18 protein-coding genes are annotated in these 24,516 nt (G+C 58.8%); 10 read left to right on the forward strand and 8 right to left on the reverse strand.

Going from position 1 to position 24,516, the window contains the following annotated elements; genetic code table 11:
* The first annotated feature begins 37 nt into the window (after positions 1-37).
* The 7 genes from CVS29_RS15165 to CVS29_RS15190 all read left to right on the forward strand — a co-directional run bounded on the left by CVS29_RS15165 (position 38) and on the right by CVS29_RS15190 (position 5,644).
* On the forward strand, positions 38-1,018 hold the full coding sequence (locus CVS29_RS15165; protein WP_110107169.1) for an ATP-binding cassette domain-containing protein: 981 nt from the start codon (positions 38-40) through the stop codon (positions 1,016-1,018).
* A complete protein-coding gene (locus CVS29_RS15170; protein ID WP_110107170.1) occupies positions 1,018-1,863 on the forward strand; it encodes an ABC transporter permease in 846 nt (281 codons plus the stop codon). Before CVS29_RS15165 ends, CVS29_RS15170 begins: the two co-directional genes overlap by 1 nt.
* Positions 1,864-2,104: 241 nt before the next feature.
* Positions 2,105-2,689, forward strand: coding sequence for a helicase HerA domain-containing protein (locus tag CVS29_RS18970; protein WP_245932267.1), 585 nt, complete (start codon positions 2,105-2,107; stop codon positions 2,687-2,689).
* A complete protein-coding gene (locus CVS29_RS18975) occupies positions 2,658-3,188 on the forward strand; it encodes an ATP-binding protein (RefSeq protein WP_245932268.1) in 531 nt (176 codons plus the stop codon). The genes CVS29_RS18970 and CVS29_RS18975 overlap by 32 nt, the downstream gene beginning before the upstream one ends.
* A 372-nt stretch (positions 3,189-3,560) precedes the next feature.
* Complete coding sequence (locus CVS29_RS15180; protein ID WP_110107171.1) at positions 3,561-4,430, forward strand: aldo/keto reductase; 870 nt, start codon at positions 3,561-3,563, stop codon at positions 4,428-4,430.
* A 75-nt stretch (positions 4,431-4,505) separates the two neighbouring features.
* Positions 4,506-5,207 (forward strand): type 1 glutamine amidotransferase domain-containing protein, encoded by a 702-nt coding sequence (locus tag CVS29_RS15185; protein ID WP_110107172.1) that lies wholly within the window; start codon positions 4,506-4,508, stop codon positions 5,205-5,207.
* A 218-nt stretch (positions 5,208-5,425) separates the two neighbouring features.
* On the forward strand, positions 5,426-5,644 hold the full coding sequence (locus CVS29_RS15190) for a hypothetical protein (protein WP_110107173.1): 219 nt from the start codon (positions 5,426-5,428) through the stop codon (positions 5,642-5,644).
* A 112-nt stretch (positions 5,645-5,756) separates the two neighbouring features.
* Here CVS29_RS15190 and CVS29_RS15195 read toward each other — a convergent pair whose 3' ends face one another.
* The 5 genes from CVS29_RS15195 to CVS29_RS15215 all read right to left on the reverse strand — a co-directional run bounded on the left by CVS29_RS15195 (position 5,757) and on the right by CVS29_RS15215 (position 11,539).
* Entirely contained in the window at positions 5,757-6,740 is a 984-nt protein-coding gene (locus CVS29_RS15195) for a DNA topoisomerase IB (RefSeq protein ID WP_110107174.1), read from the reverse strand.
* 297 nt (positions 6,741-7,037) lie between these two features.
* Positions 7,038-7,265: a hypothetical protein gene (locus tag CVS29_RS15200; protein ID WP_110107175.1), complete on the reverse strand. Its 228-nt coding sequence runs from the start codon at positions 7,263-7,265 to the stop codon at positions 7,038-7,040.
* A gap of 46 nt (positions 7,266-7,311) precedes the next feature.
* Positions 7,312-7,878 carry a Dps family protein gene (locus tag CVS29_RS15205; protein WP_110107176.1) on the reverse strand — a complete coding sequence of 189 codons (567 nt, stop codon included), beginning with the start codon at positions 7,876-7,878 and terminating at the stop codon, positions 7,312-7,314.
* 142 nt (positions 7,879-8,020) lie between these two features.
* A complete protein-coding gene (locus CVS29_RS15210) occupies positions 8,021-8,416 on the reverse strand; it encodes a hypothetical protein (protein WP_110107177.1) in 396 nt (131 codons plus the stop codon).
* A gap of 300 nt (positions 8,417-8,716) precedes the next feature.
* Entirely contained in the window at positions 8,717-11,539 is a 2,823-nt protein-coding gene (locus CVS29_RS15215) for a cation-translocating P-type ATPase (RefSeq protein WP_110107178.1), read from the reverse strand.
* Positions 11,540-12,801: 1,262 nt separating this feature from the next.
* Here CVS29_RS15215 and CVS29_RS15220 point away from each other — a divergent pair.
* A complete protein-coding gene (locus CVS29_RS15220; RefSeq protein WP_110107179.1) occupies positions 12,802-15,258 on the forward strand; it encodes a phosphoketolase family protein in 2,457 nt (818 codons plus the stop codon).
* Positions 15,258-18,551 carry a beta-phosphoglucomutase family hydrolase gene (locus tag CVS29_RS15225; protein WP_110107180.1) on the forward strand — a complete coding sequence of 1,098 codons (3,294 nt, stop codon included), beginning with the start codon at positions 15,258-15,260 and terminating at the stop codon, positions 18,549-18,551. Before CVS29_RS15220 ends, CVS29_RS15225 begins: the two co-directional genes overlap by 1 nt.
* Positions 18,552-19,240: 689 nt before the next feature.
* Here CVS29_RS15225 and CVS29_RS15230 read toward each other — a convergent pair.
* Positions 19,241-20,275 (reverse strand): IS30 family transposase, encoded by a 1,035-nt coding sequence (locus CVS29_RS15230; RefSeq protein ID WP_110107181.1) that lies wholly within the window; start codon positions 20,273-20,275, stop codon positions 19,241-19,243.
* A gap of 94 nt (positions 20,276-20,369) precedes the next feature.
* On the opposite strand from CVS29_RS15230, the gene CVS29_RS15235 reads away from it, so the two are divergent.
* Positions 20,370-21,224 (forward strand): GIY-YIG nuclease family protein, encoded by an 855-nt coding sequence (locus tag CVS29_RS15235; protein WP_245932270.1) that lies wholly within the window; start codon positions 20,370-20,372, stop codon positions 21,222-21,224.
* A gap of 283 nt (positions 21,225-21,507) precedes the next feature.
* Here the strand turns inward: CVS29_RS15235 and CVS29_RS15240 are convergent, their stop codons facing one another.
* Together CVS29_RS15240 and CVS29_RS15245 are read right to left on the reverse strand one after the other, a co-directional pair.
* Positions 21,508-22,779, reverse strand: coding sequence for a M20 family metallo-hydrolase (locus tag CVS29_RS15240; protein WP_110107183.1), 1,272 nt, complete (start codon positions 22,777-22,779; stop codon positions 21,508-21,510).
* A gap of 48 nt (positions 22,780-22,827) precedes the next feature.
* Positions 22,828-24,480: a thiamine pyrophosphate-dependent enzyme gene (locus CVS29_RS15245; RefSeq protein ID WP_110107195.1), complete on the reverse strand. Its 1,653-nt coding sequence runs from the start codon at positions 24,478-24,480 to the stop codon at positions 22,828-22,830.
* Positions 24,481-24,516: the final 36 nt, after the last annotated feature.

The following is a 24,516-nucleotide window of genomic DNA, read 5'->3' on the forward strand; positions in this document are numbered from 1 at the left end:
TCTAGGATCATGAACTGGATTCACTTATGCTGTTTCGATGATGTTCGTTGAGGCCCAAGGCCTGACCAAGATCTACACGCCTAAAGGGGCACCACCGGTCCGTGCGCTCGACGGGCTTGATCTTTCCGTGCCCCAAGGTTCTGTGACTGCACTGCTGGGACCCAACGGTGCAGGCAAGACCACCACAGTCAAAGTGTTGACAACGCTGATCACGCCGAGCAGCGGGAGCGCCTTCATTGATGGAATTGATGTCCTAAAGCATCCTGGCAGCATTCGCCCCCTCATCGGAGTATCCGGTCAATACGCGGCAGTTGACGAGAACCTGACAGGCTTCGAGAATCTGGACATGGTGGGCCGGCTCTACCACTTGGGCGCCAAGGCATCACGCCAGCGTGCGCACGAGCTCATCGAACTATTCGATTTATCGGATGCGGCCAACCGCCCGGTTAAGGGCTTCTCCGGAGGGATGCGCCGGCGCATCGACCTTGCCGGAGCGCTGGTAACTCGTCCCAAAGTGTTGTTTCTGGACGAGCCCACAACAGGACTTGATCCACGCAGCAGACTGGGAATGTGGGATGTGATCACCACCCTTGTAGGGGAGGGCACAACCGTTTTGTTGACCACCCAATATTTGGAGGAAGCGGACAGGCTCGCTGACAGCATCTGCGTCATTGATGACGGCAAGGTAATCGCCCGCGGCACCGCGAACGAGCTCAAAGCCTCCTTTGGCGGACAGCGCCTGGAACTGAACCTTGTCACTGCAGGCGACAGCGCTACAGTGGCCCAGATACTGGCGCTTGTTGGGGATGCTGAGCCGGCCGTGTCAGCTGATGGCCATGAACTCAGCGTGAGCGCACAAAACGCCCCCGCCGCATTACAAGAGGTGCTCGCGGAGCTCGAATCCCGCGGTATCAAGCTCTATGATGCCGGGATGCGCCGTCCCACCCTGGACGATGTTTTTCTTCGGTTGACCGGGCATGGTGCCGAGGACCATGTTGCTAAGGACGGGGGTTCCTGATGATCGCCACGAACAGCTCAGAGCCGCCAGCCCCCACAGTAGCTGTGCGGTGGGCGCGTTGGTTCACGGATGGGTGGATCACCACCCGGCGCAACCTCATTAAAATCAAGCGGGTCCCCGATGTGCTGGTCTTCACCACGTTGCAGCCCATCATGTTCGTATTGTTGTTCACTTACATTTATGCCGGGGTCATCGATATTCCGGGCAGCAGCTACAAAGAGTTCATCATGGCAGGAATTTTCGCCCAAACCGTTGTTTTCGGTTCAACATTTTCCGGATCCGCGATGGCCCAGGACCTTCGTGACGGCATCATTGACAGGTTCCGGACACTGCCTATGAGCCCTTCAGCGGTGCTCATAGGACGCACCAACGGCGATCTTCTCATCAATGCCATCTCCATGGTGGTGATGATGGCGACTGGCTTGATAGTGGGTTGGAGAGTGCGCTCCAGCTTTCTGGAAGGCGCCGCCGCCGTGGCACTGCTATTGCTGTTTGCTTACGCCTTGTCATGGATGATGGCATACCTTGGGATGCTGGTCAGGAGCCCGGAAGTCATCAACAATGTCTCCTTCCTGGTCCTGTTCCCGCTCACCTTCATTTCCAACGCCTTTGTGCCGAGCGCAACGCTGCCCACACCTCTTCGGGTCTTCGCCGAGCTCAACCCAGTCTCGGCCTTGGTACAGGCAGCACGGCAACTCTTTGGAAATGTGCGCCCTGGTCCACCCGTGTCAGATGTCTGGACCCAACAACACCCCATAGCTACAGTGCTCATTGGCATTGTCATAGTCCTGTCAATCTTCGTTCCGCTGTCCGTCAACCGATTCAAGAACATCAGCTCACGCTGAAAAACTGTTCGTGCCAGAGTGGGAGTACGCCGCGTTTCGGGCTGGAAGCTGTGCCCCACCACTGGTAAAAAACCTTCCCTGGAAATGACTATGAGACGGAGCCCTTCATTATGCTGGAACAACAGAGCCTCTAACACTTCTTCATCGAGGGAATTGCACCATCCCCTTCACCTGAACCGCCCCGCCACCCGCACGCCCACCCAGCCACACGATCAACGAAAAGTAGGAGACCACGACTGACTTGATTATTGGTTCGCGGAACGACGGTTCCGATTCCGGCGTTTCCCTGCGGGCTGAGCGGTTCAACAGGCACACTTTTTGGTGCGGGCAGAGCGGCTCAGGGAAAACCTATGCCTTGGGTATGGTGTTGGAACAGCTTCTCCTGCACACAGAGCTGCCGTTGCTAATTCTGGATCCGAACGCTGACTTCACCCGGCTAAATGAAGTTCGCAGCGATGCGGACACGGAAGAAGCTAGGGCATTGGCAGAAATTCCCGTGCGAATCTTGCATTCCACCAGCACTGACGGAGAGCAAGTGCGTGCACGGTTCACCGATCTCTCCGTTGCCTCAAAGGCTGCAGCGCTCCAGCTGGACCCCATCTCCGATGCAGAGGAATTCAATGTACTGCTGCACACCGATGTGGATCCCAAAACATTTAACAACGAAAGTTTCATCACCGGGCTGCGAGCCAGCAACGATCCCGGCAAACTGAAACTGGCCAACCGGATCGAGAATTTGCAGGTTCTGGAGTGGGATCTGTGGTCAAGGGGCGTAGAAGCCATCACGGACGTCATTGACACCCACCCCCGGGCAAACAGTCCTTGACCTGGGCGGGTTCACTGATCCTGCCGAGTCCAAGGTGGCTGCTCTTGCCGTCTTGGAGCACCTCTGGAGCACACGCCATGCACGCAAGCCCGTACTGATCGTCATCGACGAGGCGCACAACGTCTGCTCCCCCACGCCGTCCACTCCGGTAGAACGGGCACTGACCGAACAGCTTGTCCAAATAGCGGCAGAGGGGCGCAAGTTTGGATTGTGGCTATTTCTCTCCACACAGCGCCCCACTAAAATCCACCCTAACGTTCTCTCCCAATGTGACAATGTGGGGCTCATGTGCATTAACTCACCGAGGGACTTAGTGGAGCTCGCCGAATCGTTTGGCTTCATTTCCGAAGAGCTGCTGAACCAGGCACAGGACTTCCGCCAGGGCCAATGCCTCTTTGCCGGAGGATTTGTTGACGGAACGGTACTGGCCCAGATGCGCACACGAATTACTGCCGAGGGCGGCTCAGATGTTCAGGTGCCAGTTCCACGCAGCAGGTAGGGTCATCACTTAGTAATCTCACAGCGCGTCCGCAGAAGTCTCATTCCTGATCTTGTTCGCGAGCACACTGCGCTGACCCTGCTCATGCCACCGGCATTCGCCGCCCCTACGGGATCAATGCTGGTTCTGACGGACACACCGGTGAACATTATTCTCTCCTAGATGACTATGGACGTTCCTGCCCTACTGCTCATTGGAATTGCAAAGTTTTATGTCCAGCTGATTTGGCCGTTTTACGGGTGATTGAAGAGTCAAAGCCATCGGCAAGATCCGCTGGGGTAGCGCTGGGCCTCCCTGCTTATAAAACGCTGGCGTGATTTTTGGACGGTGCCATGAGGGAATACACCGCAGTCTTAGCTGGTTGTCGCCCCTATGAACCATGACAACTCAGCGAATACTCAAGTATCAGCCACCATCGATCTGTTAGATCTTGGAACGGTCCATCGCCTAGGGTTCGGTGCCATGCGCATTGTCGGGGACGGGGTTTGGGGTGAGCCTGCAGACCGGGACGCCGCGATCGCCGTCGTACGCCGTGCCGTGGAACTTGGGGTCGATTTCATTGACACTGCTGATTCATACGGGCCCAATATCAGCGAAGAAATCCTGGCCGAGGCGTTGCATCCGTACAAGGATGGCCTGAAGATCGCCACCAAGGTGGGCTTTGCCCGCACAGGACCCGACGTGTGGGTTCCCGTGGGCCGCGCCGAATACCTGCGCCAGCAAACCGAGCTGAGCCTGCGCAAGCTCAAGGTGGATTCCCTGGATCTGCTCCAGTTGCACCGGATCGATCCGAAGGTGGATCAAGAAGAGCAATTCACGGTTCTGCGCGAGCTGCAGCAGGAGGGCAAGGTCAAGGCGCTGGGACTCTCTCAGGTCAGCGTGGCCCAGCTCGAGGAAGCGGGAAAGTACTTCACCGTCTCTACCGTGCAGAACCGCTATAACCTTACGGACCGCAGTTCCGAGGACGTGTTGAACTACGCCGAGCAGAACGGCATTGGCTTCATCCCTTGGGCCCCCATTTCCGCTGGTGAGCTGGCACGCCCCGGCGGAGCTATGGCAGAGGCTGCGAAGCGGCTCGGTGCCACAACCTCGCAGGTGGCTTTGGCATGGCTGTTGCGCCGCTCCCCCGTCATGATGCCCATTCCCGGCACAAGCTCCGTGAAACACCTGGAAGAAAACCTGGGCGCGGCCGGCGTGGTTCTTGATGACGCTACGTACGCCGAACTCGAAGCTGCGCACTGACCGCTTCCCACCGCAACAACAAAACACCACTATCCGCTGACCTAAGAAAAGGGCCGGCAGACCAGGAGCAAAAACATGGCTAACGTACTGATGGTTGTTTCCGCCGCAGATTCCCTCACCATGAGGGACGGCAGCGAACACCCCACCGGCTACTGGGCAGAGGAGCTTGTGGTTTCACACAAGACCCTGCTCGACGCCGGCCACACAGTTCACATCGCAACTCCGGGAGGCGTGAAGCCCACGGTGGATCAGGTGAGTCTCTTGGACGATCCGGCAGGGGGCAAGGAACGGGCAGATGGTTTCCGCGATTACATCGCTTCGATAGATGCTGAGCTGAGTGCCCCGCTGGTGCTGGCCGAGGTGAACGCCGAGAGCTACGACGCCGTCGTGATGCCCGGTGGGCACGGACCCATGACTGATCTCTACAAGGACACAGATTTGGGGCAGCTGCTGATTGCGGCCAACACCGCCGGGGCAATCATTGCCCCGTTCTGCCACGGTCCGGCAGGTTTGCTAAGTGCTGTGGATACCGACGGGAAGTTCGCGTTCGAAGGGCGCCGCCTGACCGTCTTCACCAATGAGGAAGAACTCAATGGCGGCACGGGACCCAACACTCCCTGGTTCGTGGAAGATGCCCTGCAGGAAAAAGGCGCCATCATCGAGAACGCCGGCGCCTGGAGCTCCCATGTGGTCCGTGACGGCAACCTCATCACCGGACAAAACCCACAGTCCAGCGAGGACGTCGCCAAAGAAGTCATCAAAGCCCTCCAGCAGTAGCAGCTGATCGCAGACGGGCCCAGGCGCTCTGGGCCCGTCTGAGGCAAAGCCCCCTTGGCGGGTTAAGTCACATCGCGGCACGTCACACTCGAAGGAAAACGTGCCTGAGTTGTGACCGAAGGCTTGTCAAGAGGCCGCCCACCCATTATCTTGAACGGTGACCGTGCAATCCATAGCTGAAATACAGGGAACCACTCCCCTCAACCCCGGAGACGATCATGACCCCCGAGAATAATGAAAATAACGAAGAAATCCAAACCTCGCATCAGGCTCCTGAACAGTCCGGAGCTACGGATCGTGAAGACACAGCAGAGGCGCCAGTAGATTTGCCTTCTGCGGAAGCTCCCATCACTGACGAAAATTCCGGTCCAACCCGTGCTGATCGCGAGTCATTTTCTTCTGAACCCGACCAAGACGCCACCGGCGGCAAAGAATAACAATCAAAAGCACTGGCCAGTTTCCACCATAGCGCGAGTTGTCAGCCAACGTGGGTAACGGACGGATGTGAGTCAGTGAATGCTGGCCCGGTGTGCCGCTGTTGACGGCGATTTATTGGGCGCTCCCGGTTGTCAGCAGCTCAAGAACAGCGCTGTCTCGTTGGCGCTTCGGCGCAGCAACTTTGCCCTGTTCAAACAGCGCAATAACACGAGGATTGACGTAGGATTCTTTGGCTATGGTGGGGGTGTTGTGCAGCCATACGGACGCGTCCCGAATAGCTGCTGTGACAGCGTCAGGGGATGAGGCGCCCAAACGATGGGAGCGAGCCAGCGAAACGGCAGCAACCGCCGTACCTTGCCAGGTTCGGAAATCCTTGGCGGTGAAGCCGCTACCCACTATTCTGCCCAGATACGCGTTAACATCTGAATCGGAGACGGAGTGCCACTGTTTGCGGCGCCCACTCTTGACCGGAAAACACAACGCGGGACCTTGGCGCGGCTTGGCTGGCATGGTGGTGAAGTACTCCCCCAGCAACGCATCCGATAGTTGCACGTCCCACGCACCCGCTGACTTGCCCCGGAACACCAGCCGGATCTCGGAGCCTTGGACGCTAACGTGCCGCCGCTGCAATGTTGTGGCGCCAAAGGAACCGTTTTCATCGGCATAGGCGGCCCCGCCTACTCGCAACCCGGCACTGTCAATGAGACGCACCGCTGCTGCGAGCGTCCGCCGCTTGGCATCGTCTTGTTGTTGGAGGTCCCGTGTCACCGTCCGGCGCATGCTGGGCAGACGCTGGGCGAAGGCCAGCGAACGGATGAACTTCTCATCATCGCGGAGTTCTCGCCAGCGGGGATGATAAATGTACTGGGTGCGGCCTGCGGCGTCCACCCCGGTAGCTTGAATATGCGCCCGTGAATCTGACGCGATCCAAACCTGCTGCCACGCCGGCGGGACAGCTAGCGCATCAATACGGTTGATTAACTTTTCAGAGCTGATTCTCCGCCCATTTGCCGAAACATAGCTAAATCCACGGCCTGCGATCTTGCGAGATATCCCTCCAGATCCAGGTTCTACTCGGAGCAATTGTGCAGTCATTATTCTCTCCCCCTTCGCAGATCTTCTAGGACTTTTGATAACCCTATTATCGTTAACTGTTCATTGCCTAGAGCCTGTGCTCTGCGAGAAGCTTGTCCAGGGCGTTTCTTGCCCCGGTGACCCGGCGTTGGCATTGGCATTGGCGTTGACGCAATTGTGCCCCGCACTGCAAGCAGTGCGGGGCACAATAAGTTCTTTGCACCGGCAGCTTCCAGAGCCCAGTGTCAAGAGGCAGAGTGTCAGGCGGCAGAGTGCCAAGAGACAGTGACTAGTTGCTCAGAGCTCAGCTCAGATGCTCTACTCCGACAATGTGGCCGAACCTTCGGCTGTGGCGCCACCTTCGTCGGTCCAGTCCTGACCTAGTCCGTCATTGAGCGCGGGATCCGATTCGACGTCTTTTGGCTCGGGGGTCTGCGCCACTTCAGACGCTTCTTTTCCTACTTCAGGTTCACCAGCGCTATCCTCCATCAGCTTTTTGTCAACGCGGGGGCTCTGGGTGGGGTCAAAGTTCTCTGTGTTTGACATGGTGTTGCTCCTATTTTCGATGTGTAGGCTGTTGTTCCGCTGAGTTCTACTTTTTCTTCGTCTTCGCCGCGGCGGACTTCTCCGTGTGCGTCTCAGCGTTGAGGAGTGTCCCACCGGAATTTTCCAGGTGCGCGCGCATGAACCACTGGAACAACTCCAGCTTCGCGGTCTGCCCAATCAGCATGTCCTCAGTGATGGGATCAAGTTTTCCAATAACAGAGATGGCGTCGCGGTGGCTGGAGACCACACCTTCATAGACAACGTCCAGAGCGGCCAAATGCTCCATAGTGGAGGCTCGTCCAAGCGCGTAATCGTTCCAGTCCCGATCTCTCACCAACGCTCCGGGTAAACCGTTAGGCGAATCGCCCAGAGTAGCAATACGTTCCGCTGTCTCGTCAATCATCGCCCGGACCAGTTCAATCTGAGGGTCAAGCATGGTGTGAACACCAATGAAATCCCTACCCACCACATTCCAGTGCGCATGCTTCAATGTCAGTTGGAGATCATTCAAGGCGTGGAGCCGTCCTTGCAGGGTGGCTGCCACTTGGTGACCGTCCGCAAGGGACAGGCCAGGGACCGTAAATTTCGCTGTGGAAGTTGTCTTGGAAACCATGGAAACTCCTCTCAAAGCGGCCGCTCTCAAACGGCCGGTGTAGTTCTTACGGTAACGATTCGATCACAAGAACGCCAGCCCAGCGGGGCACCGGCCCGGCGCACTAGCTGCTTAGCTGCTTAGCTGCTGTATGAAATCCGGCTCAGAACATTATTGGAATGAATCCAGCCACAGTACACAGGATTGCCACAGACACGAGTATCCAGCCGATGATCAAAAAAGGGTTATCGTTTCGGGGCGGCTCCAGCCCCCACCGGACAGGGTGGCAATGATCGTAATGGATCTCGATTCGGGTGCCAACATCCACTCCTTGGGTCTCGCCGTGATCGTGCAAGGAGACGTGCGGCATGTCTTCACTGTCAATCCAGCGGAAGCCTTTATATCCGCCGGCCTCGAACACCTCGGCAGTGGTGTTGATCCATTGGCAACGGCGGTTGGCCACAATCCAGCCCACAATAACTAGTGGAATGCCGAGTACAAAACCCACCCACGACATCACTTCCAGCATCGGGCCAAAAGCGTCTGCGGGTCCGTTCATGCTCTGATCTTACGCGGAAGGTAGGTGCTGTGCTGAAAAACCGGCTGTGCGGGAGCGTTGCGTTTAAAAAAGGATGACATCCGCTGTTGGCGCCGAGAGCGGACTTTAGCAGGTTCGCCGCACTACTGAGAGCAGAGAAGGGCACGATGGAATCAAAGCCTGCGCGGTCAAGGCAATGAGCGTCTATTGTGTGCGGGCGAAAATGCACCACTGAAAGCATCTCCCCCAGGACTAAAGCGCAGGTCAGACCACTTACGTACGTGAGCTCCAGCGATCATCCGGCGGGGGGTCCGTTCAGCGCTACTGTGGCTGGCGTAGAGTCCGTTTTGATATTGCACGCATAAGAATTTTGCGGATCTCGTCGAACCAGAGCACAGCCGATCCGAGTGCCACGCATGCGGCCCAGTGAGTGAGATCCATGGACGCAGTTCCGAAAGCCAATTGAAGGATCGGGACTTGGACAACAAGGATCTGAAGCGCCACGCTGAGTGTTATGGCACCCCAGAGCCACTTATTCGCGAACAGCATCCGGAACGCGCTGGTCGTCTCCGAACGGGCGTTCAACGCGTTAAACAGTTGGGCGAATACTAAGGTGGTAAAACCGGCCGTGCGTGCAACGGTGAGCGTGTCATTACCCTCGACGAGACCTCCTGGCAGGAAAAGATCGATGGTAAACAGCGTTGCCAATGCCATCACCAGCCCAATGGAGAGGATCCCGCCCCACATACGCGCGTCGATGGTCCGGTCGGTTAGTTTGCGCGGCTTCCGCGCCATCACGTCGTCAACCTCAGGGTCGAGTCCCATCGCAAGGGCGGGAGTTGAGTCGGTGATCAGATTGATCCACAGGATCTGGGTTGCGATCAGCGGCAGGACCAGCGCATCGCTACTGGCGTCAGTGAGTCCAAGGACACCGGCGAAAATAACGCCCAGAAAAACCGTGAGCACCTCGCCGAGATTTGATGAGAGCAGGTAACGGAGGAATTTTTTGATGTTTTCGAAGATCACCCGTCCTTGACGAACCGCCGCCACGATGGTGGCAAAGTTATCGTCGGCGAGGATCATGCGCGCGGCACCCTTGGTGACTTCGGTTCCGGTGATTCCCATCGCGACGCCAATGTCCGCAGACTTGATTGCGGGGGCGTCGTTGACACCGTCACCGGTCATCGACACGATTTGCTGATCGGCCTGCAGGGCGTCGACAAGGCGAAGCTTATGCTGGGGCGAAACGCGCGCGTACACGGATATCTCGCGTGTGAGATTGCGTAGGTCGCGGTCGTTGAGAGTGTCTATTTCAGCTCCGGTCACTGCACGTGCCGAGGGTTCGATAATTCCGAGCTCGGCTGCAATCCTTGCCGCAGTCGTTGGATGGTCGCCAGTGATCATAATGACGCGGATACCCGCGCGGTGCGCTTCGGAGATCGCCTTGGCAGCTTCAGGTCTGGGCGGATCAACAATTCCAACAAAACCTGCGTAGACGAGGTCCTTTTCAAACGACGGGTCGACGGCGGTTGCTGAGACTGCGGTGTCGAGCACCCGATAGGCCACACCAAGGGTGCGGAACGCCTGCGCCGACAGTGCCTCAATCTCATCGAGCGCCTCTTGCCGGAGAGTCTCGGTCAGGGGGACTGTGCTCTCACCTACCTGAAGCCGGGTGCAGCGGCCCATCAGCACATCGGGGGCACCCTTGCTTAGCAGCAAAAGAGCCCCATCGGCCTGGTCCTGATGCACAGTTGACATCAGCTTCCGCTCCGAGGTGAAGGGAATTTCCGCCTGCCGTTCGAAGTGAACCACCCGCTCCATGGTGCCCTCAAGCTTGCGAGCCGCCACAAGGAACGCAGCCTCGGTCGGATCACCCTGAATGTGCCACTCGCCGTTATCTTCAGAGAGCTGGGCATTGTTTGCAAGGGATCCTGCGCTGAGCACCAGCTGCACCTCAGCGCGGAGGTCCCCGGATAGCTCCTCACCAAGGCTGAGTACCGAACCTCTGGGGCGGTACCCGGCACCAGTGAGGCTAGCCCGTCCCGATGCGGTGACCACGCGTTGGATCGTCATCTCATTACGTGTCAATGTACCTGTCTTATCGGTGCAGATCACCGACGCCGAGCCGAGCGCCTCAACTGCGCTGAGCTGTTTCACGACCGCATTGCGCTTTGCCATGCGCTGAACGCCAATCGCGAGTATCACCGAAAGCAGCGCAGGGAGCCCCTCTGGCACTGCAGCCACCGCGAGTGAGACCCCCAGCAGCAATACTCCAACGAGATCGCTCGGAGCCGAGATGCCCTCAACCAGAACCACGGTGAGCATGACCACGAGAGCGACTATCACGACGATGATGCCGAGCAACTTGCCGATGCGGTTGATCTCAACTTGCAGTGGCGTTGGTTCTTCAACGGTTGCGTCAACCATTCCGGCGATCGCCCCGACCTCCGTCGACATCCCAACCGCCGTAACAGCCGCACGCCCAACGCCCTGGGCAACGGATGTGCCTTTGTAGACCATGTTCACCCGATCACCGAGCGATGCCGGCCCCATCAGGGTCGCCGGGTCCTTGAATACCGCTTCACTTTCTCCCGTCAGGGAGGCCTCTTGGATATGTAAAGAACTCGCCGTCAGTATCCGGGCATCGGCTCCCACCGCGTCTCCTTCGCCCAGGACAAGTACATCTCCTCGCACCAGATCTGCGGACGGAACGGTCCTGAGTTCACCGCCCCTCCAAACCGTTGATGTTGCGGCAGTCATCCTACTCAGCGCGGCCACGGCGTCTTCGGCCTTAGCTTGCTGTGTATAGCCAAGGATGGCGTTGAGAACGATGATCGTGGCGATCACGACGGCGTCGACGGGCACACCCTCGGCACCTTCCACGACCCAGACGACCAGCGAGATCGCGACCGCTGCGAGCAGCAGATAAATCAACGCATCCTGAAACTGGGCTATGACTTTCCGCCAGGCTGGCACCGGGGCTTTGCCACGCAAGTCGTTGGGACCGTCCACTAGGAGCCTCCGGGCAGCTTCTTCCTCGGAAAGTCCTGTCCTCGGGTCCACGCCCACCCCAGCCGCCACCGCTTCAGCGTCGAGAAGGAACGCATCGTCCGGTGGCATCGGTACGGTGAGGAAGTCTGGCATTCCATCCCCTTGCATCCTGAAGCGTTGTCTTTGCATATTGGCGAGCTAACTAGAATTCGAGCGTATGTCCTGCACGCAGCACCACTGTATCCTCTTCCCTCACCTTCAGGGTTGTGTTCTCTTTCGGAACCAGTCAGCGCAACAAAGTGGTGCCTGTATGGCTGTGCGAAAAAGTTTCGGAGTGTGCTCGCGCTGACTTGAATCGGGACCTCTGATGCCAGAGCCTTGCAAGTAACCTGGCCACCTGGCCCAGACCCGCCCCAGACGCTGCCCTGCCAGACCCGAGACGCGCACTGTGGATCCCGCAGACGCGTGGCGCCCCAAAAACTAGGCAACCACTAAAAGCGTCATACCCTGCCAAACTCCCTCCATTCAACATCTTCTACGCATAAGACCGTTCGATGCCAGCGGATGTCATTCCGGTTGCGCGCAGGGCGCATACTGCGCGTTCCACTCAGCAAATAGGGCCATAGGCTTTTTTCTGGCGAGCAGACGCGCGGCGGGCCTACCCACCTCCAATGGGCGCCGTCCGGATGCGCACAGGTCGGTCAAGTTCCGGCCACATCTGGTTGGTTTTTCACAACATTCCGTACCTTAAACACCCTCAGCAGGTGGACACTGACCCTCCTCGGGTGGGCACCAGTGAAGCTAGGCCAGCGCTTGCGCTGTGGCGGAATAGGTGCGGACGGCAGGACGGCAGGACGGCAGGACGGCAGGACGTGATCCTCGATCATGCGGAAGTTGAAGGTGGGCGAGAACTCAAGGCTCAGAGAGCTTACGCCGGCCAACATCGGAAAAGTCCTCGGGGTAAGCGGCGCCACGGTGTACCCAACTTCCGTGGATAATACGCCGGGGCCGTGGGCGGTGAAGGAGGCCCAGATGCTGCTTTAGCAAACGTGTCGCTATGATCTGCAAGTTGCCTCACTATCTTCAATCACAGTGCACAGGCGCTGGCACAGACGTTTCGAAGCAGTCTTTTGGTAGTGAAAGAAAACCACACTTTCAAACGATCAATCGATATGGGCACCTTTTTAGATTCGAGGGTCTGCGGCGTTCGCGTGCAAGGTGCGTGGGCTAGTGTCAGGTATAGGCATACTCCCGCGAAACCCATTCCGGAGGAAAATACCACTGACGAGCTCCATGCGGTCCTGGCAATGTCTGATTCCCCGTCCAGGCACCTTTGGATCGCACACCGATAATCGGCTATAACCTTCACCGGAAATCACTTCCGCCAGAGTTCCCATCGTCCTTCAGAGGAGAAAATGATGAAGATCCAAGAAAATGATACTTTTCCGATTCCAGCACAGGGCCCGCTCACCGCTGAGCAGCTGCAGCGTCTGGATGCTTGGTGGCGAGCGGCGAACTACCTCTCTGTCGGCCAGATCTATCTGCTGGATAACCCGTTGCTGCGGGAGCCATTGACACTGGAGCACATCAAACCGCGCTTGTTGGGCCACTGGGGAACAACGCCGGGGCTGAACCTGATCTACGCGCACCTGAACCGTGTCATCAAGGCCGGGGACCTGAACGCCATCTACGTGACGGGACCAGGACACGGCGGTCCAGGGCTGGTGGCCAACGCCTACCTCGACGGAACCTACAGCGAGGTCTATCCAGACATCAGCACCAACGAGGAGGGGCTTCGACGTCTGTTTCGCCAGTTCTCCTTCCCGGGCGGGATCCCCAGTCATGTAGCACCGGAGACCCCAGGGTCCATCCATGAAGGCGGAGAGCTGGGGTATTCGTTGATGCATGCCTACGGTGCGGCCTTTGACAATCCAGATCTCTTGGTGGCCTGCGTTATTGGGGATGGGGAAGCGGAGACCGGACCGCTGGCTGCCAGCTGGCACTCCAACAAGTTCTTAGATCCGGTCCATGACGGTGCGGTGCTGCCGATCCTGCACCTTAATGGTTACAAAATCGCCAACCCCACCGTTTTGGCGCGCATCCCCGATGAGGAACTGATGGCCCTGATGAAGGGGTATGGGCACCAGCCGTATCTAGTCAGCGGTGACGATCCTGAGCAGGTGCATCAGCAGTTCGCCGCGGTTCTGGATCACGTTGTAGCCGAGATCGATCGCATCCAGCACGATGTCCGGCACGGTGCCGTGACGCAACGGCCTCGCTGGCCGATGATTGTGTTACGCACCCCCAAGGGATGGACCGGACCTAAGGTAGTGGACGGGCTGCCTACCGAAGGCACTTGGCGCTCCCACCAGGTGCCACTGTCCGGTCTCCAGGACAACCCGGAACACCTGCGTCAGCTCCAAGACTGGCTGGCCTCCTACCATCCGGAGGAACTCTTCGACGCCGAGGGTGCGTTGCGGCCCGAGCTGGCCGATCTTGCCCCTAAAGGTGTCCGCAGGATGAGTGCAAACCCGGTAACAAATGGTGGTCTGGTCCTGGAACCACTCCACCTACCGGACTACCGCGACTACGCCGTCGCGCTTGAATCGCCGGGGACAACCGTCGCAGAGGCAACCCGGGTCTTGGGCACCTACCTGCGTGAAGTCATCGCCAACAACCCCTCCACGTTCCGCCTGATGGGACCCGATGAAACAGCCAGCAACCGGCTCGGCGCCGTCTTCGAGGCCACCAACCGCGTCTGGCAAGGAGAAACGTTACCCACAGACGAGGGCCTAGCCCGGTCAGGGCGGGTGATGGAAGTCCTTTCTGAGCACCTGTGCCAGGGCTGGCTAGAAGGCTATCTACTCACTGGACGGCACGGCATGTTCTCCTGCTACGAGGCGTTCATCCATATTGTGGACTCAATGGTGAATCAACACGCCAAGTGGCTCAAAGTCGCCAACGAAATCCCGTGGCGAATGCCGATTGCCTCATTGAACTACTTACTGACTTCCCACGTTTGGCGCCAAGACCACAACGGGTTCTCCCACCAAGACCCAGGCTTCATAGACCACCTGATCAACAAGAAATCCGAAATTGTCCGCGTCTACCTGCCCCCGGACGCCAACACGCTGCTCTCGGTGGCAGATCATTGCCTGCGCAGCCGCAACTACATCAACCTCATCGTTGCCGGCAAGCAGCCGGCACTGTCCTACCTCACGATGGACGAAGCGGAACTGCACTGTCAGCGCGGGCTGGGCATCTGGGATTGGGCAGGCAACGAAACCCTTGCCACTGGTCCAGGAACGGGCCCTGCCGGGGTGATACCCGATGTGGTCATGGCGTGTGCCGGGGATGTTCCAACCCTGGAAACGCTTGCCGCCGTAGACCTGCTGCGCCAACACTTGCCGGAGTTGACTGTCCGGGTGGTCAACGTGGTGGACCTGATGCGTTTACAGCCGGAGACTGAGCACCCGCACGGGCTCCCGGAGGCAGAGTTTGACGCTGTCTTTACTGTCACTGCGCCAGTGATCTTTGCTTACCACGGCTATCCTGCACTGATCCACCGTCTGACCTACAGCAGGAATAACCACCAAAATTTCCATGTACGCGGTTTCCGTGAGGAGGGCACCACTACCACTCCGTTCGATATTGTCATGCTCAACAGTCTGGATCGATTCCACCTGGTGATGGACGTCATCGACAGAGTCCCGGGCTTGGCCGAACGGGCTGCCGGGCTGCGTCAGCGGATGGTTGATGAACGTGTCCGCGCCCGCGCTTGGACCCGGGCCTACGGAGAGGACGATCCGGCCATCAGCGGCTGGAGTTGGCCCCATGCCCAGACTGCTGCGCCGGCGGTGGATGGCTCCTAATGCACCGAGGGAACTTGCACCGCCTGCCGCCGGCACCAGAGCCTGAGCATGGGCATGGGAGCGCCGGTAGTGTCTGCGGCTATGCAGCGGTCATTTTCGACATGGACGGTGTGGTCACTGACACCGCCGGGGTCCATGCGGCGGCGTGGAAGGCGCTCTTCGATCAGGTCCTTCCTCGGATCGATGACACGCAAGTACCCTTTGACGCGGAGCAGGACTACCGTGCCTTCGTTGATGGGCGGTCCCGGGAGGACGGGGTGAGAACGTTCCTGGCCTCCCGGGGGATTAGCCTGCCTGAGGGCAGTGCTGAGGATACGCCCGAGCATCTCACTGTCAACGGATTGGCCACCCGCAAGCAGGATTTCTTCGCCGCCGAGCTGAGCGAGGGTGGGGTGACGGTCTTTCCTGATGCGATGAAGCTGCTGCAGGACCTGGCCGCGGGGCAGGTGCCCGTTGCGCTGGTGACCTCAAGTCGCAACAGCGCAGGGGTCCTTGATGCCGCCGGGATTACAGACCTATTCCCTGTCCGGGTCGACGGCACGGATGCATTGGTGCTGTCCCTGCCAGGTACACCAGATCCTGCCATGTTCTTGGAGGCCGCCCGCCGCCTCCAGGTGGCACCGGCCGATGCCGCGGTGATCGAGGACGCCGCGGCCGGGGTCAAGGCAGCCGTCGTCGGCGGCTTCGCCCTGGTAGTGGGAGTGGACCGCACCGGCACCGGTGAGCAGCTGGCCGCCGCTGGTGCGGACGTGGTGGTCCGGGACCTAACCGGCCTACAGTCTGGACTTGCAGATGCTGCAGCGGACCCGGATGCTTCCTGGAGCGGGGGCGCCAAGACAGGCACTCCAGGGGTGTGGAACCTCGTTTATGACAAGTTTGATCCAGAGCAAGAAAGCACACGGGAGGCGCTGTGCACCCTGGGTAACGGGTATTGGGCCACCCGCGGTTCAGTGCCGGGTAGCACGGCGGATGGCGTGCACTACCCGGGGACTTACTTGGCCGGTATCTACAACCGGCTCATCAGTGACGTGGCCGGTCGGAAGGTCGAAACCGAGCACCTGGTCAACGCCCCTGACTGGTCCTTCCTGACCGCCCGGCCGAAGGACGGGCCCGTCCTCCGTCCAGGCATTGCGGAGATGCTCAGCCACCACCAAGACCTGGATCTGCGCAGTGGGGTGCTGACCCGTATCAACTGCTACCGTGATGCAGCTGGACGGAAAACCCGGATCACCTCCCGGCAGTTTCATTCTTTGGATGACCCACACTTGGCGGCCTTGGAAGTTACCCTCGAGGCCGAGAACTGGTCAGGCGAAGTGGTCGTTGAATCGGTAGTTAATGGCGCCGTGGCCAACCGCAACGTGAGGGCCGACTTTGTTCTTGCCCATGAGCATCTGGTCCCGTCCGGGTCTGTGGTACCGGACGCTGAAACGGTGATCTACGAGGCTGCAACCAGCCAGTCCGGTATCAAGATCGCCACTGCTACGCGCACGCGAATCGGAGCCGACGGCGGCGCCACCCACCGCCGGTTGATCCAAGAGTCAGCGCGCGCCGGGCACCAGATCACGCTGCGCCTAGCACGTGGAATACCAGTAACAATTGAGAAGATTGCCGCGGTAGCGACCTCCAGAGACCGGGCTGTCTCCACTGCTGCGCTCGACGCCGGTCACAGCATCGACCGGGCTCCGGGGTTTGGGGTTCTGCTGGTCGCCCACGCCAGCAAGTGGGAGGAGCTGTGGAACCGGTTTGGAATCCAGCTGCAGACCAGACCCAGGCAGTCGTTGGCCCTGAACCTGCACGTTTTTCACGTGTTGCAGACCGTCGCTGCCGCCAGTCCTGACTTGGATGCTGGTCTTCCTGCCCGGGGCCTGCATGGGGAGGGCTACCGCGGTCACGTTTTTTGGGACGAGCTATTTGTCTACCCGATGCTGACTCTCCGGCGGCCGGAGCTGACCCGAGCACTGCTGCTTTACCGGTTCCGTCGCCTGGACTCTGCCCGGGACGCTGCCCGTGCCGAAGGCCTTGCCGGAGCGATGTTCCCCTGGCAGTCCGGCAGCGACGGCCGCGAGGAAACACCGGCAGAACTCTTCAACCCCCGTAATAGAACGTGGATGCCGGACAACTCTCACCGGCAACGTCACGTCGGCCTGGCGGTGGCCTACAGTGTCTGGCAGTACTACCAGGCCACCGCCGATCTAGGCTTCCTCACCGACTACGGGGCAGAGATTCTCGTGGAGGTGGCCCGGTTGTTCGCCTCCCTTGCCGTCCATGATCTAGGTGATGACCGTTTTGACATCAGCGCAGTGATGGGCCCGGACGAATACCATGATGGCTATCCTGATGCCCCAGGACAGGGACTGCGCAACAACGCCTACACCAATGTGCTGGCCGCGTGGGTATTGGCACGTGCCGCCGAGACGGTGCAGCTGCTGGCTGGCCATGATTGTGACCTTTTCCAGCACCGGCTCGGCGTGGAGCCAGAGGAAGTTGCGCACTGGGAAAGGATCAGCCGGCGGTTGCGCATCCCCTTTCATGAAGGAGTGATCAGTCAATTCGAGGGCTACGAGCATCTGCAGGAATTCGACTGGGACACCTACCGGAGCCGTTACACGAACATCGGCCGGCTGGATTTGATCTTGCAGGCCGAGGGTGACACCACTAACCGGTACAAGCTCTCCAAACAGGCAGATGTCTTGATGCTGTTCTACCTTTTTTCCGCTGAGGAACTACGCGAAATTTTTCTCCGCCTGGGATATCCGCTGCCGCCGGATCTCATCCCGGCGACGGTCCGCTACTATCTGGCCCGTACCAGCCACGGCTCGACCCTGAGCAGGCTCGCCCACGGCTGGGTGTTGGCCCGTACCAACCGTGCCCGGTCTTGGTCACTGTTTGAACAGGCCTTGGAAGCGGACCTGGCAGACACTCAGGGTGGAGCCACCCGAGAAGGTATCCACCTCGGGGCCATGGCCGGGACCGCTGACATGGTGATGCGCTGTTATGCCGGTGTGGAAACTCGGCAGGACGCTCTCTGGCTGCACCCGGTCCTTCCCACCGAACTGACTGCGGTCTCGTTCCAGCTCAGCTACCGAGGTCAACCTGTCAGCATATGCCTAACCCACGACCTGCTGAGCCTGCGGCTAGCTCCATGTGCCGCCGATGCCATCGATGTCTGTGTCCAGGACACCCGGAAAACTCTTCGCCCCGGACAGATTTGGGACGTGATTTTAAGGCCTGTAGCTGCGCGTACCTGGCCCCGCTCTCCCAACGGCCACGGAACGTCGAGCATTGGAGGATGACGCGGTGGCTGGCTGGCAGGGCACCTCCGCATGACGCTGAACTGCGAAGCCATCCAACACAACCGCATTCCGTGGACTAGCCTCAGACGAGTCGCCTGAGGCCGAGCCCGTTGCGTTTGAACACCAAAGCCATTTGAACGCGAATAGACGGGGCTGAAACCGTCCCCGTCACTGCCAAAAGCCCCGTAAATCCGTACTTTTGGTCTTCTAAAACTCCAGGGCCTCCTGTCAGATTCGTACCGACGCCCCCGGCTTGCTGATCAGCGGTCAATTCGCGGTTGCCAATATCCCGTTTTGGCCTGTTCCTGTATGGCGTTATTGCAACAATGCAGGATACTAAATAGTCGCTGTTGCGTGTTCAAAAGTATGAGTTTTGTATGACGTGGTGGGAACTGCCGCCCGACTGCTGCACGGCACTGAGCACGGCCTATTTGCCACCAAATCTGTACTCTCCATTTTGCTCTTGATGCATCCCGAGCTGCCAGGCAGACATAGGTGCTCCGGATATATCCGTTCCCCATTCATGCCTGAACATTTCTGGGTTCAGGACTTCTGCGAGCTAAGTAAGTCAAGCGGTACCGAGCTAGCCCCAACCTGATTTTATTCTGGCGGTAGATTTGATCCCATATATAGCCTTCCGCAGGAGAACCCGACTGCAGAGCAATTCACGTCCCCAAACGATGGCGGTGTCAAGCCGTCTTAGCAACACTGTCGTTGAGTAGCTTGGTGAATACTTCTCGTGGTGTGAGGAATCCCAGGACGGCGCGGGGCCGGTCGTTGAGCTCATCAGCGATGGAGTCCAGGTAGGGCTGATGACTGGTCAGCTCGATGCCCTTGGGCAGGTACTCCCGGATCAGCCCGTTTGTATTCTCATTCGACGGGCGTTCCCACGGTGAGTGGGGGTGCGCGAAGTACACCGGCAGATCCGTGGCCACGGTCAGTTGTGCGTGGCGGACCATCTCGGTGCCCTGATCCCAGGTCAAGGAACCGCGCATCAGGGCCGGCAGGTCATTGACCCGATTGATGAGGATATCGGCGAGTCCGTCGGCCTTCTTGCCTTCGGGCAGGCCAAGCATGATCAGGAACCTGCTGTGTCTCTCGACGAGGGTTGCGATGGCGCTCTTGCCTCCCTTGCCGACCACCAGATCCCCTTCCCACGCACCTGGAACACGACGATCAGCTGCTTCCTCTGGACGGTCGTCGATGCTGACCATGCCAATGATCCTCCCGCCGGTGCGTTCACCCAGCGGCTTCACTGATTTACGCTTCGTGCGCTTGGACTGGAGCAGGATTCCGGGCTTGGCAAGCTCGCCCTTGGGCAGGGCGTAGATCCAGCGGTAGATCGCCTCGTGGGAGACGGTGCGGCCTTCGGCGTCGGGTGATTTCGTCATGGTCTCAACGCTGGCGTCTGTGGCTTCTAAACGCAAACGGCCGGCGATCTGTCGCGGTGTTCTGGATCTGGCCAGATCCGCTTTAACCCGGGCTGCAAGGACCACATCTGTATCGATTTTCCGTGCCTGCGGACGTTTGCGCCGGCGCTCAGCAGCACAGTCCGCACTCACCGGACGATACCCGCGGGTCTTCGTCGAATTCCTGTGGCGTTCCCGCCAAATGATCGTGTGGTCACGGCCAAGATCCGCACCGATCTGACGATCAGGCTTGCCAGCCAGGATGCCTACAGCGATGTCCGCCCGATCCGAAAACGACAATCGCCTACGCCCCACCAGCAACTCCTCTATTCAACTAACTTGTTGCTTCGAGGGTATGACACCGCCGATTCAGATCTTTCTACCTCACGGCGATCCATCCGGCATTCGCATGGCAGAAATCACTACCCGCACAGTGCGCGTCTTCGACGTTCCTCGTTCCCTGCTCAGTGGCTTCCTCTCGATGGCTGAAGCGTCGCAGGTGGGACTGTACTTCCTATTTGGCGGTGATTCAGAAGATGGCGTCTCCTGCTACATCGGGCAAAGTGGCAACGTCGGTGGCAGGCTGAAGCAGCACGTTGCTGGCAAGGAATTTTGGGAACGCGCCATCGTCGCTGTTTCTTTGACGAATACCTGGACAGATACTCATGTGGGATTCATGGAATGGGAAGCCATTTCTCGCGCTCTCCAGGCGGCTCGATACCCCCTGTTGAACGGTAATGCGGCTTCCAATCGGCACACGCCAGCTCCCTTGGAAGCCGACTGCAATGAGTATCTGGAGACTATTTCTCTCTTGACTGCCACCCTCGGCTATCCGGCACTCGAATCAATCCGCAAAGACGCCCACGATTCGCCGAACGAGGTTGCAGCTGAACGGCTCTACCTTCGACAGTCCGGGTGCCAAGCCGACGCGGACCCTACTTCCGAGGGGCTTGTGGTTCTTGCCGGTTCAGTGGGGAATTCACGCCCACGCCCCTCTGCACCGAAGTCGATCATCCGTGGCCGTCAATCGCTCATCGAACGCGGAATTGCAGAAGTGCATGGAGAGCAGCTGATCATGGCCCTAGACCACCTATTTTCAAGTCCTAGCCAAGCAGCGGCGATACTGGTCGGAGGAAGCGTCAACGGCCGTGACAGCTGGAAGAACTCCGCAGGACAATCGGTCAATGAGATCGAAGCCGACGTTGTCGCAAAAACAGTCACAAGCCCAGACATCATGTTGAGTGGAACACCATCAACTTTCTAGGACGTGACAGCGGGCCCCATTAGAGAAATATCGAGAACAGCAGTCCAGAAATTGTTGCGAGGACCGTGAAAGCAATGATTCATCCCCAGTTCGCCGCGGCGACATCCTCGTAGGGATGAACTCAGCGTTCATCCCTACGTGAGCGCAGCCAACAAGGGACAGTTAGAGCCCATCTTGGCGTTCCTAATCGCAGACACCGCACGCCTATGACAGAGTGAAAAGCGAGGGTCGTCAATTGGCTTTATACATGAGTAGGTGAGCTGAGCCAGCCTAGATAAGCTGCCTAATTCAGCTCACCTTCCGCGAGGCGGCCCACTACATCTGTGAGCATGTGGACTCCGGAGACGATGTCCTCATCACGCGTGTACTCATGCTCATTGTGCGAGATGCCATCAACTGAAGGTACGAACAACATGACAGTGGGGACAATATCTTTCATATTGGTGGAGTCGTGGCCCGCCAAGGTCTTTACACGCTGGTGGGGTAGTCCAAGGTTGGCTGCAGCTTTCTCTGCTAGTTCGACGCCGGCTGGCTGGTAAGGTGTCACCGGCCAGCAGTGCGAATCCTCCTTAACAATCGTCACATTGGCCAGCCTCTCGATCTTTTCAATGTGCCCGTGGAGTTGGAGGTCGGCTTGCGCTAGCACGTCTTCATCCGCAGAGCGCAGGTCCAACAGCAAAGTGACTCGTGAGGGAACCACCACCGGTGAGTTGGGGTAAACATCCAGTTGACCCACGGAAGTGTGGAGGACGCCGGGGAAGCTATCGGCGAGCTCTCTTGCGGCTACCACCAGCATGGATGCGCCCAACAGGGCATCTTTGCGGTCGGCGATGACAGTGGATCCGGTATGTGCCTGCTCGCCATTGACAATAAATTCGTATTTATTGGCGGCCCAGTTTGAGTCGACGATCCCGATGGTGATCCCCCCGCGCTCCATACTGCGACCTTGCTCAATGTGGATTTCCGCACAGCACGCGGCCTTCGGCCCTGCCCCCGCACCGAGGCATCCAATGGCTGTGAGCGCCTCGGCTACCGTCACGCCGTCGCGGTCCTGCGTCGATAGTGTCTGATCGAGTTCCAGCTTGTTGGTGTATACGGCGCTGCCCATCATGGAGGGTTTGAAGCGTGAACCTTCCTCGTTAAACCAGTTGACGACCGCTATGTTGTACTTCGGCAGTCTTCCGGAATTCTTGTAGGCAGCAACTACGCGGAACGCGGCGTGTGCAGCGGCAAGTACGCCATATGCGCCGTCGTACCTGCCGGCAGTTGGCTGGGAGTCTAGGTGGGAACCGACGAGAACGTAAGGGGCGCCAGGGACCAGTTCGTAGGTCCCGAATTGGTTGCCAATCCGGTCAAATTCAACGGTGAAGCCGTGGCCCGTCAACAGCTGTGTGAACCATGTTCGTTGTTGGCCGTCGGCGGCGGATGCGGCTAGTCTGTCAACGCCTCCATTGGCGGTGGCACCGAAGGTGCACAGCATGGCGAAATCTGCCATGAAATCGGCGTCGTCACCTGTGAAGTTGTCTGGATTGGGTTCGAGAATTGTTTTCAACATGAGGGTTCCTTAGGCATTGTGTGGGGAGGCTACCGCGGAGCGAGACGGCTAATCTGATGTTTTTGGGGACCTGGTTAGTGGATCCTGTAAAACGTGCAGGATGGCAGGTAGCTCGCTTTGGACGGCCCGCTGGAACGCGCCCCTGAAATCCTCGGTGCGCTCCACTCGCTCCCCATAGCCGCCGTAAGAGCGCGCTAGTGCGGAAAAGTCCGGGTTCACAAGCCCGGTACCGGATGGCCTTCCCGGGTAGTGGTTTTCTTGGTGCTCTCGGATGGTTGCGAAGCATTGGTTGTCGACGACGATCACAACAAACTTCGCACCGTAGGCGATGGCTGTTGCTATCTCTTGGCCGTTCATCATGAAGCAGCCATCTCCGGCAACGGAAACTACTTGGCGGTTTGGGTACACCATGCTTGCCGCCACGGCCGCGGGAATGCCCACTCCCATCGCGCCGTTTCGGGGGGCCACCAAGGATTGTGCCGCAGTGTGCTGGAGGTACCGCGCGGGCCACAGCGCATGGTTGCCCGCACCGTAAGTGATGATCGCATCTGCTTGCAGTTCCTCGCGCAGGACCGTCATACATGCGCTCATGTCGACGTGGGAACCGCCGTCTAGATGAGGCGTTGAGTATGCTTCATATTCGTCGCGTGCACGTTTGAGCCATTCCGGCAGAACTGCCATCTTCAAGTCCAGCTCGGCTAGCTCATTAGCGAAGGTACTGACATCCGCCACGATGTGTTGGTCAATCCGGCCGAAGTGTCCCAAAGTGTCTCCAGGCATTGCTACTACAGTCTCTGCAGTGAGTCCACGAGTGAAACCGTCGCTGAGAACGTCTGCGCGGGGGCATCCGATGAACACGAGAAGATCTGCTTCGTCTAGTCGCTGGGCGTTCGCGTCGCTGCGGGCGTAGCCGAGGCTGCCAACATAGCTGTTGCCGCCCGGGAGCGCGTGCGGCACTGCGTCGTAGGCCCGGAAATCTGAGACCACTGGCACTCCGTGGCTGGCGGCCCAAGATACCAGCGCTGTGCCGCAGTCCTGCGTCCAGCCTTCGCCACCCACGACGATCAGTGGCTTTTTTGCTTCTGACAGCTTGTCTCCCAGCTCGGCGAGCGCGGTCGTCGTCGGCCCACTCAGGGCCCGTGCGCGCATGGGTACTGTAGCGCCACACGGGACCATGTGGGTCAGCACATCTTCGGGCAGTCCGATGACCACCGGGCCCATCCTGCCGCTCATTGCAGTGTGAATGGCATCTTCAACCATCGAGGCCGCTGAGGCAGCATCGTCGAGGACCAGGACTTTCTTGGCCGTGCTTCCAAACCAGGAGGTGATATCGAATTCCTGGAACGATTCGCGGCCCCGGTCCGCTACGGGGATCAACCCGACGAAGAGAATCAAGGGTGTGGCGTCTTGGTATGCAGTGTGAACGGCGATGAACGCGTTGGCGGCGCCAGGCCCACGGGTCACCATGGCGATGCCCGGCAAACCTGTGAGTCTTCCCTCCGCTAGTGCCATAAAACCGGCACCGCCCTCGTGTCTTGTCACGACGGTGGTGATAGGTGATTCATGGAGCCCATCAAGCATGTCGAGATAGCTCTCCCCCGGAACACCATAGACGCGAGGGATGGCTGCCGCTTCGAGCTGGGAGACAATGAGATGCCCTGCGGAGACGGCCCGCTCTGGTGCCAAAGTGGAGGAGCTCATGTCAGACAACCTTTCAAGTGTTTTCACAATAGTGGC

The organism is Arthrobacter psychrochitiniphilus, from assembly GCF_003185915.1.
Taxonomy (GTDB): Bacteria; Actinomycetota; Actinomycetes; order Actinomycetales; family Micrococcaceae; genus Specibacter; species Specibacter psychrochitiniphilus.

What these genes read in the sequence shown, in the direction of transcription:
- CVS29_RS15165 (WP_110107169.1), top strand. Translation starts at nt 38, where the DNA reads ATGATGTTCGTTGAGGCCCAAGGCCTGACCAAGATCTACACGCCTAAA.
- CVS29_RS15170 (WP_110107170.1), top strand. Translation starts at nt 1,018, where the DNA reads ATGATCGCCACGAACAGCTCAGAGCCGCCAGCCCCCACAGTAGCTGTG.
- CVS29_RS15180 (WP_110107171.1), top strand. Translation starts at nt 3,561, where the DNA reads ATGAACCATGACAACTCAGCGAATACTCAAGTATCAGCCACCATCGAT.
- CVS29_RS15185 (WP_110107172.1), top strand. Translation starts at nt 4,506, where the DNA reads ATGGCTAACGTACTGATGGTTGTTTCCGCCGCAGATTCCCTCACCATG.
- CVS29_RS15190 (WP_110107173.1), top strand. Translation starts at nt 5,426, where the DNA reads ATGACCCCCGAGAATAATGAAAATAACGAAGAAATCCAAACCTCGCAT.
- CVS29_RS15195 (WP_110107174.1), bottom strand. Translation starts at nt 6,740, where the DNA reads ATGACTGCACAATTGCTCCGAGTAGAACCTGGATCTGGAGGGATATCT.
- CVS29_RS15200 (WP_110107175.1), bottom strand. Translation starts at nt 7,265, where the DNA reads ATGTCAAACACAGAGAACTTTGACCCCACCCAGAGCCCCCGCGTTGAC.
- CVS29_RS15205 (WP_110107176.1), bottom strand. Translation starts at nt 7,878, where the DNA reads ATGGTTTCCAAGACAACTTCCACAGCGAAATTTACGGTCCCTGGCCTG.
- CVS29_RS15210 (WP_110107177.1), bottom strand. Translation starts at nt 8,416, where the DNA reads ATGAACGGACCCGCAGACGCTTTTGGCCCGATGCTGGAAGTGATGTCG.
- CVS29_RS15215 (WP_110107178.1), bottom strand. Translation starts at nt 11,539, where the DNA reads ATGCCAGACTTCCTCACCGTACCGATGCCACCGGACGATGCGTTCCTT.
- CVS29_RS15220 (WP_110107179.1), top strand. Translation starts at nt 12,802, where the DNA reads ATGATGAAGATCCAAGAAAATGATACTTTTCCGATTCCAGCACAGGGC.
- CVS29_RS15225 (WP_110107180.1), top strand. Translation starts at nt 15,258, where the DNA reads ATGCACCGAGGGAACTTGCACCGCCTGCCGCCGGCACCAGAGCCTGAG.
- CVS29_RS15235 (WP_245932270.1), top strand. Translation starts at nt 20,370, where the DNA reads ATGGCAGAAATCACTACCCGCACAGTGCGCGTCTTCGACGTTCCTCGT.
- CVS29_RS15240 (WP_110107183.1), bottom strand. Translation starts at nt 22,779, where the DNA reads ATGTTGAAAACAATTCTCGAACCCAATCCAGACAACTTCACAGGTGAC.
- CVS29_RS15245 (WP_110107195.1), bottom strand. Translation starts at nt 24,480, where the DNA reads ATGAGCTCCTCCACTTTGGCACCAGAGCGGGCCGTCTCCGCAGGGCAT.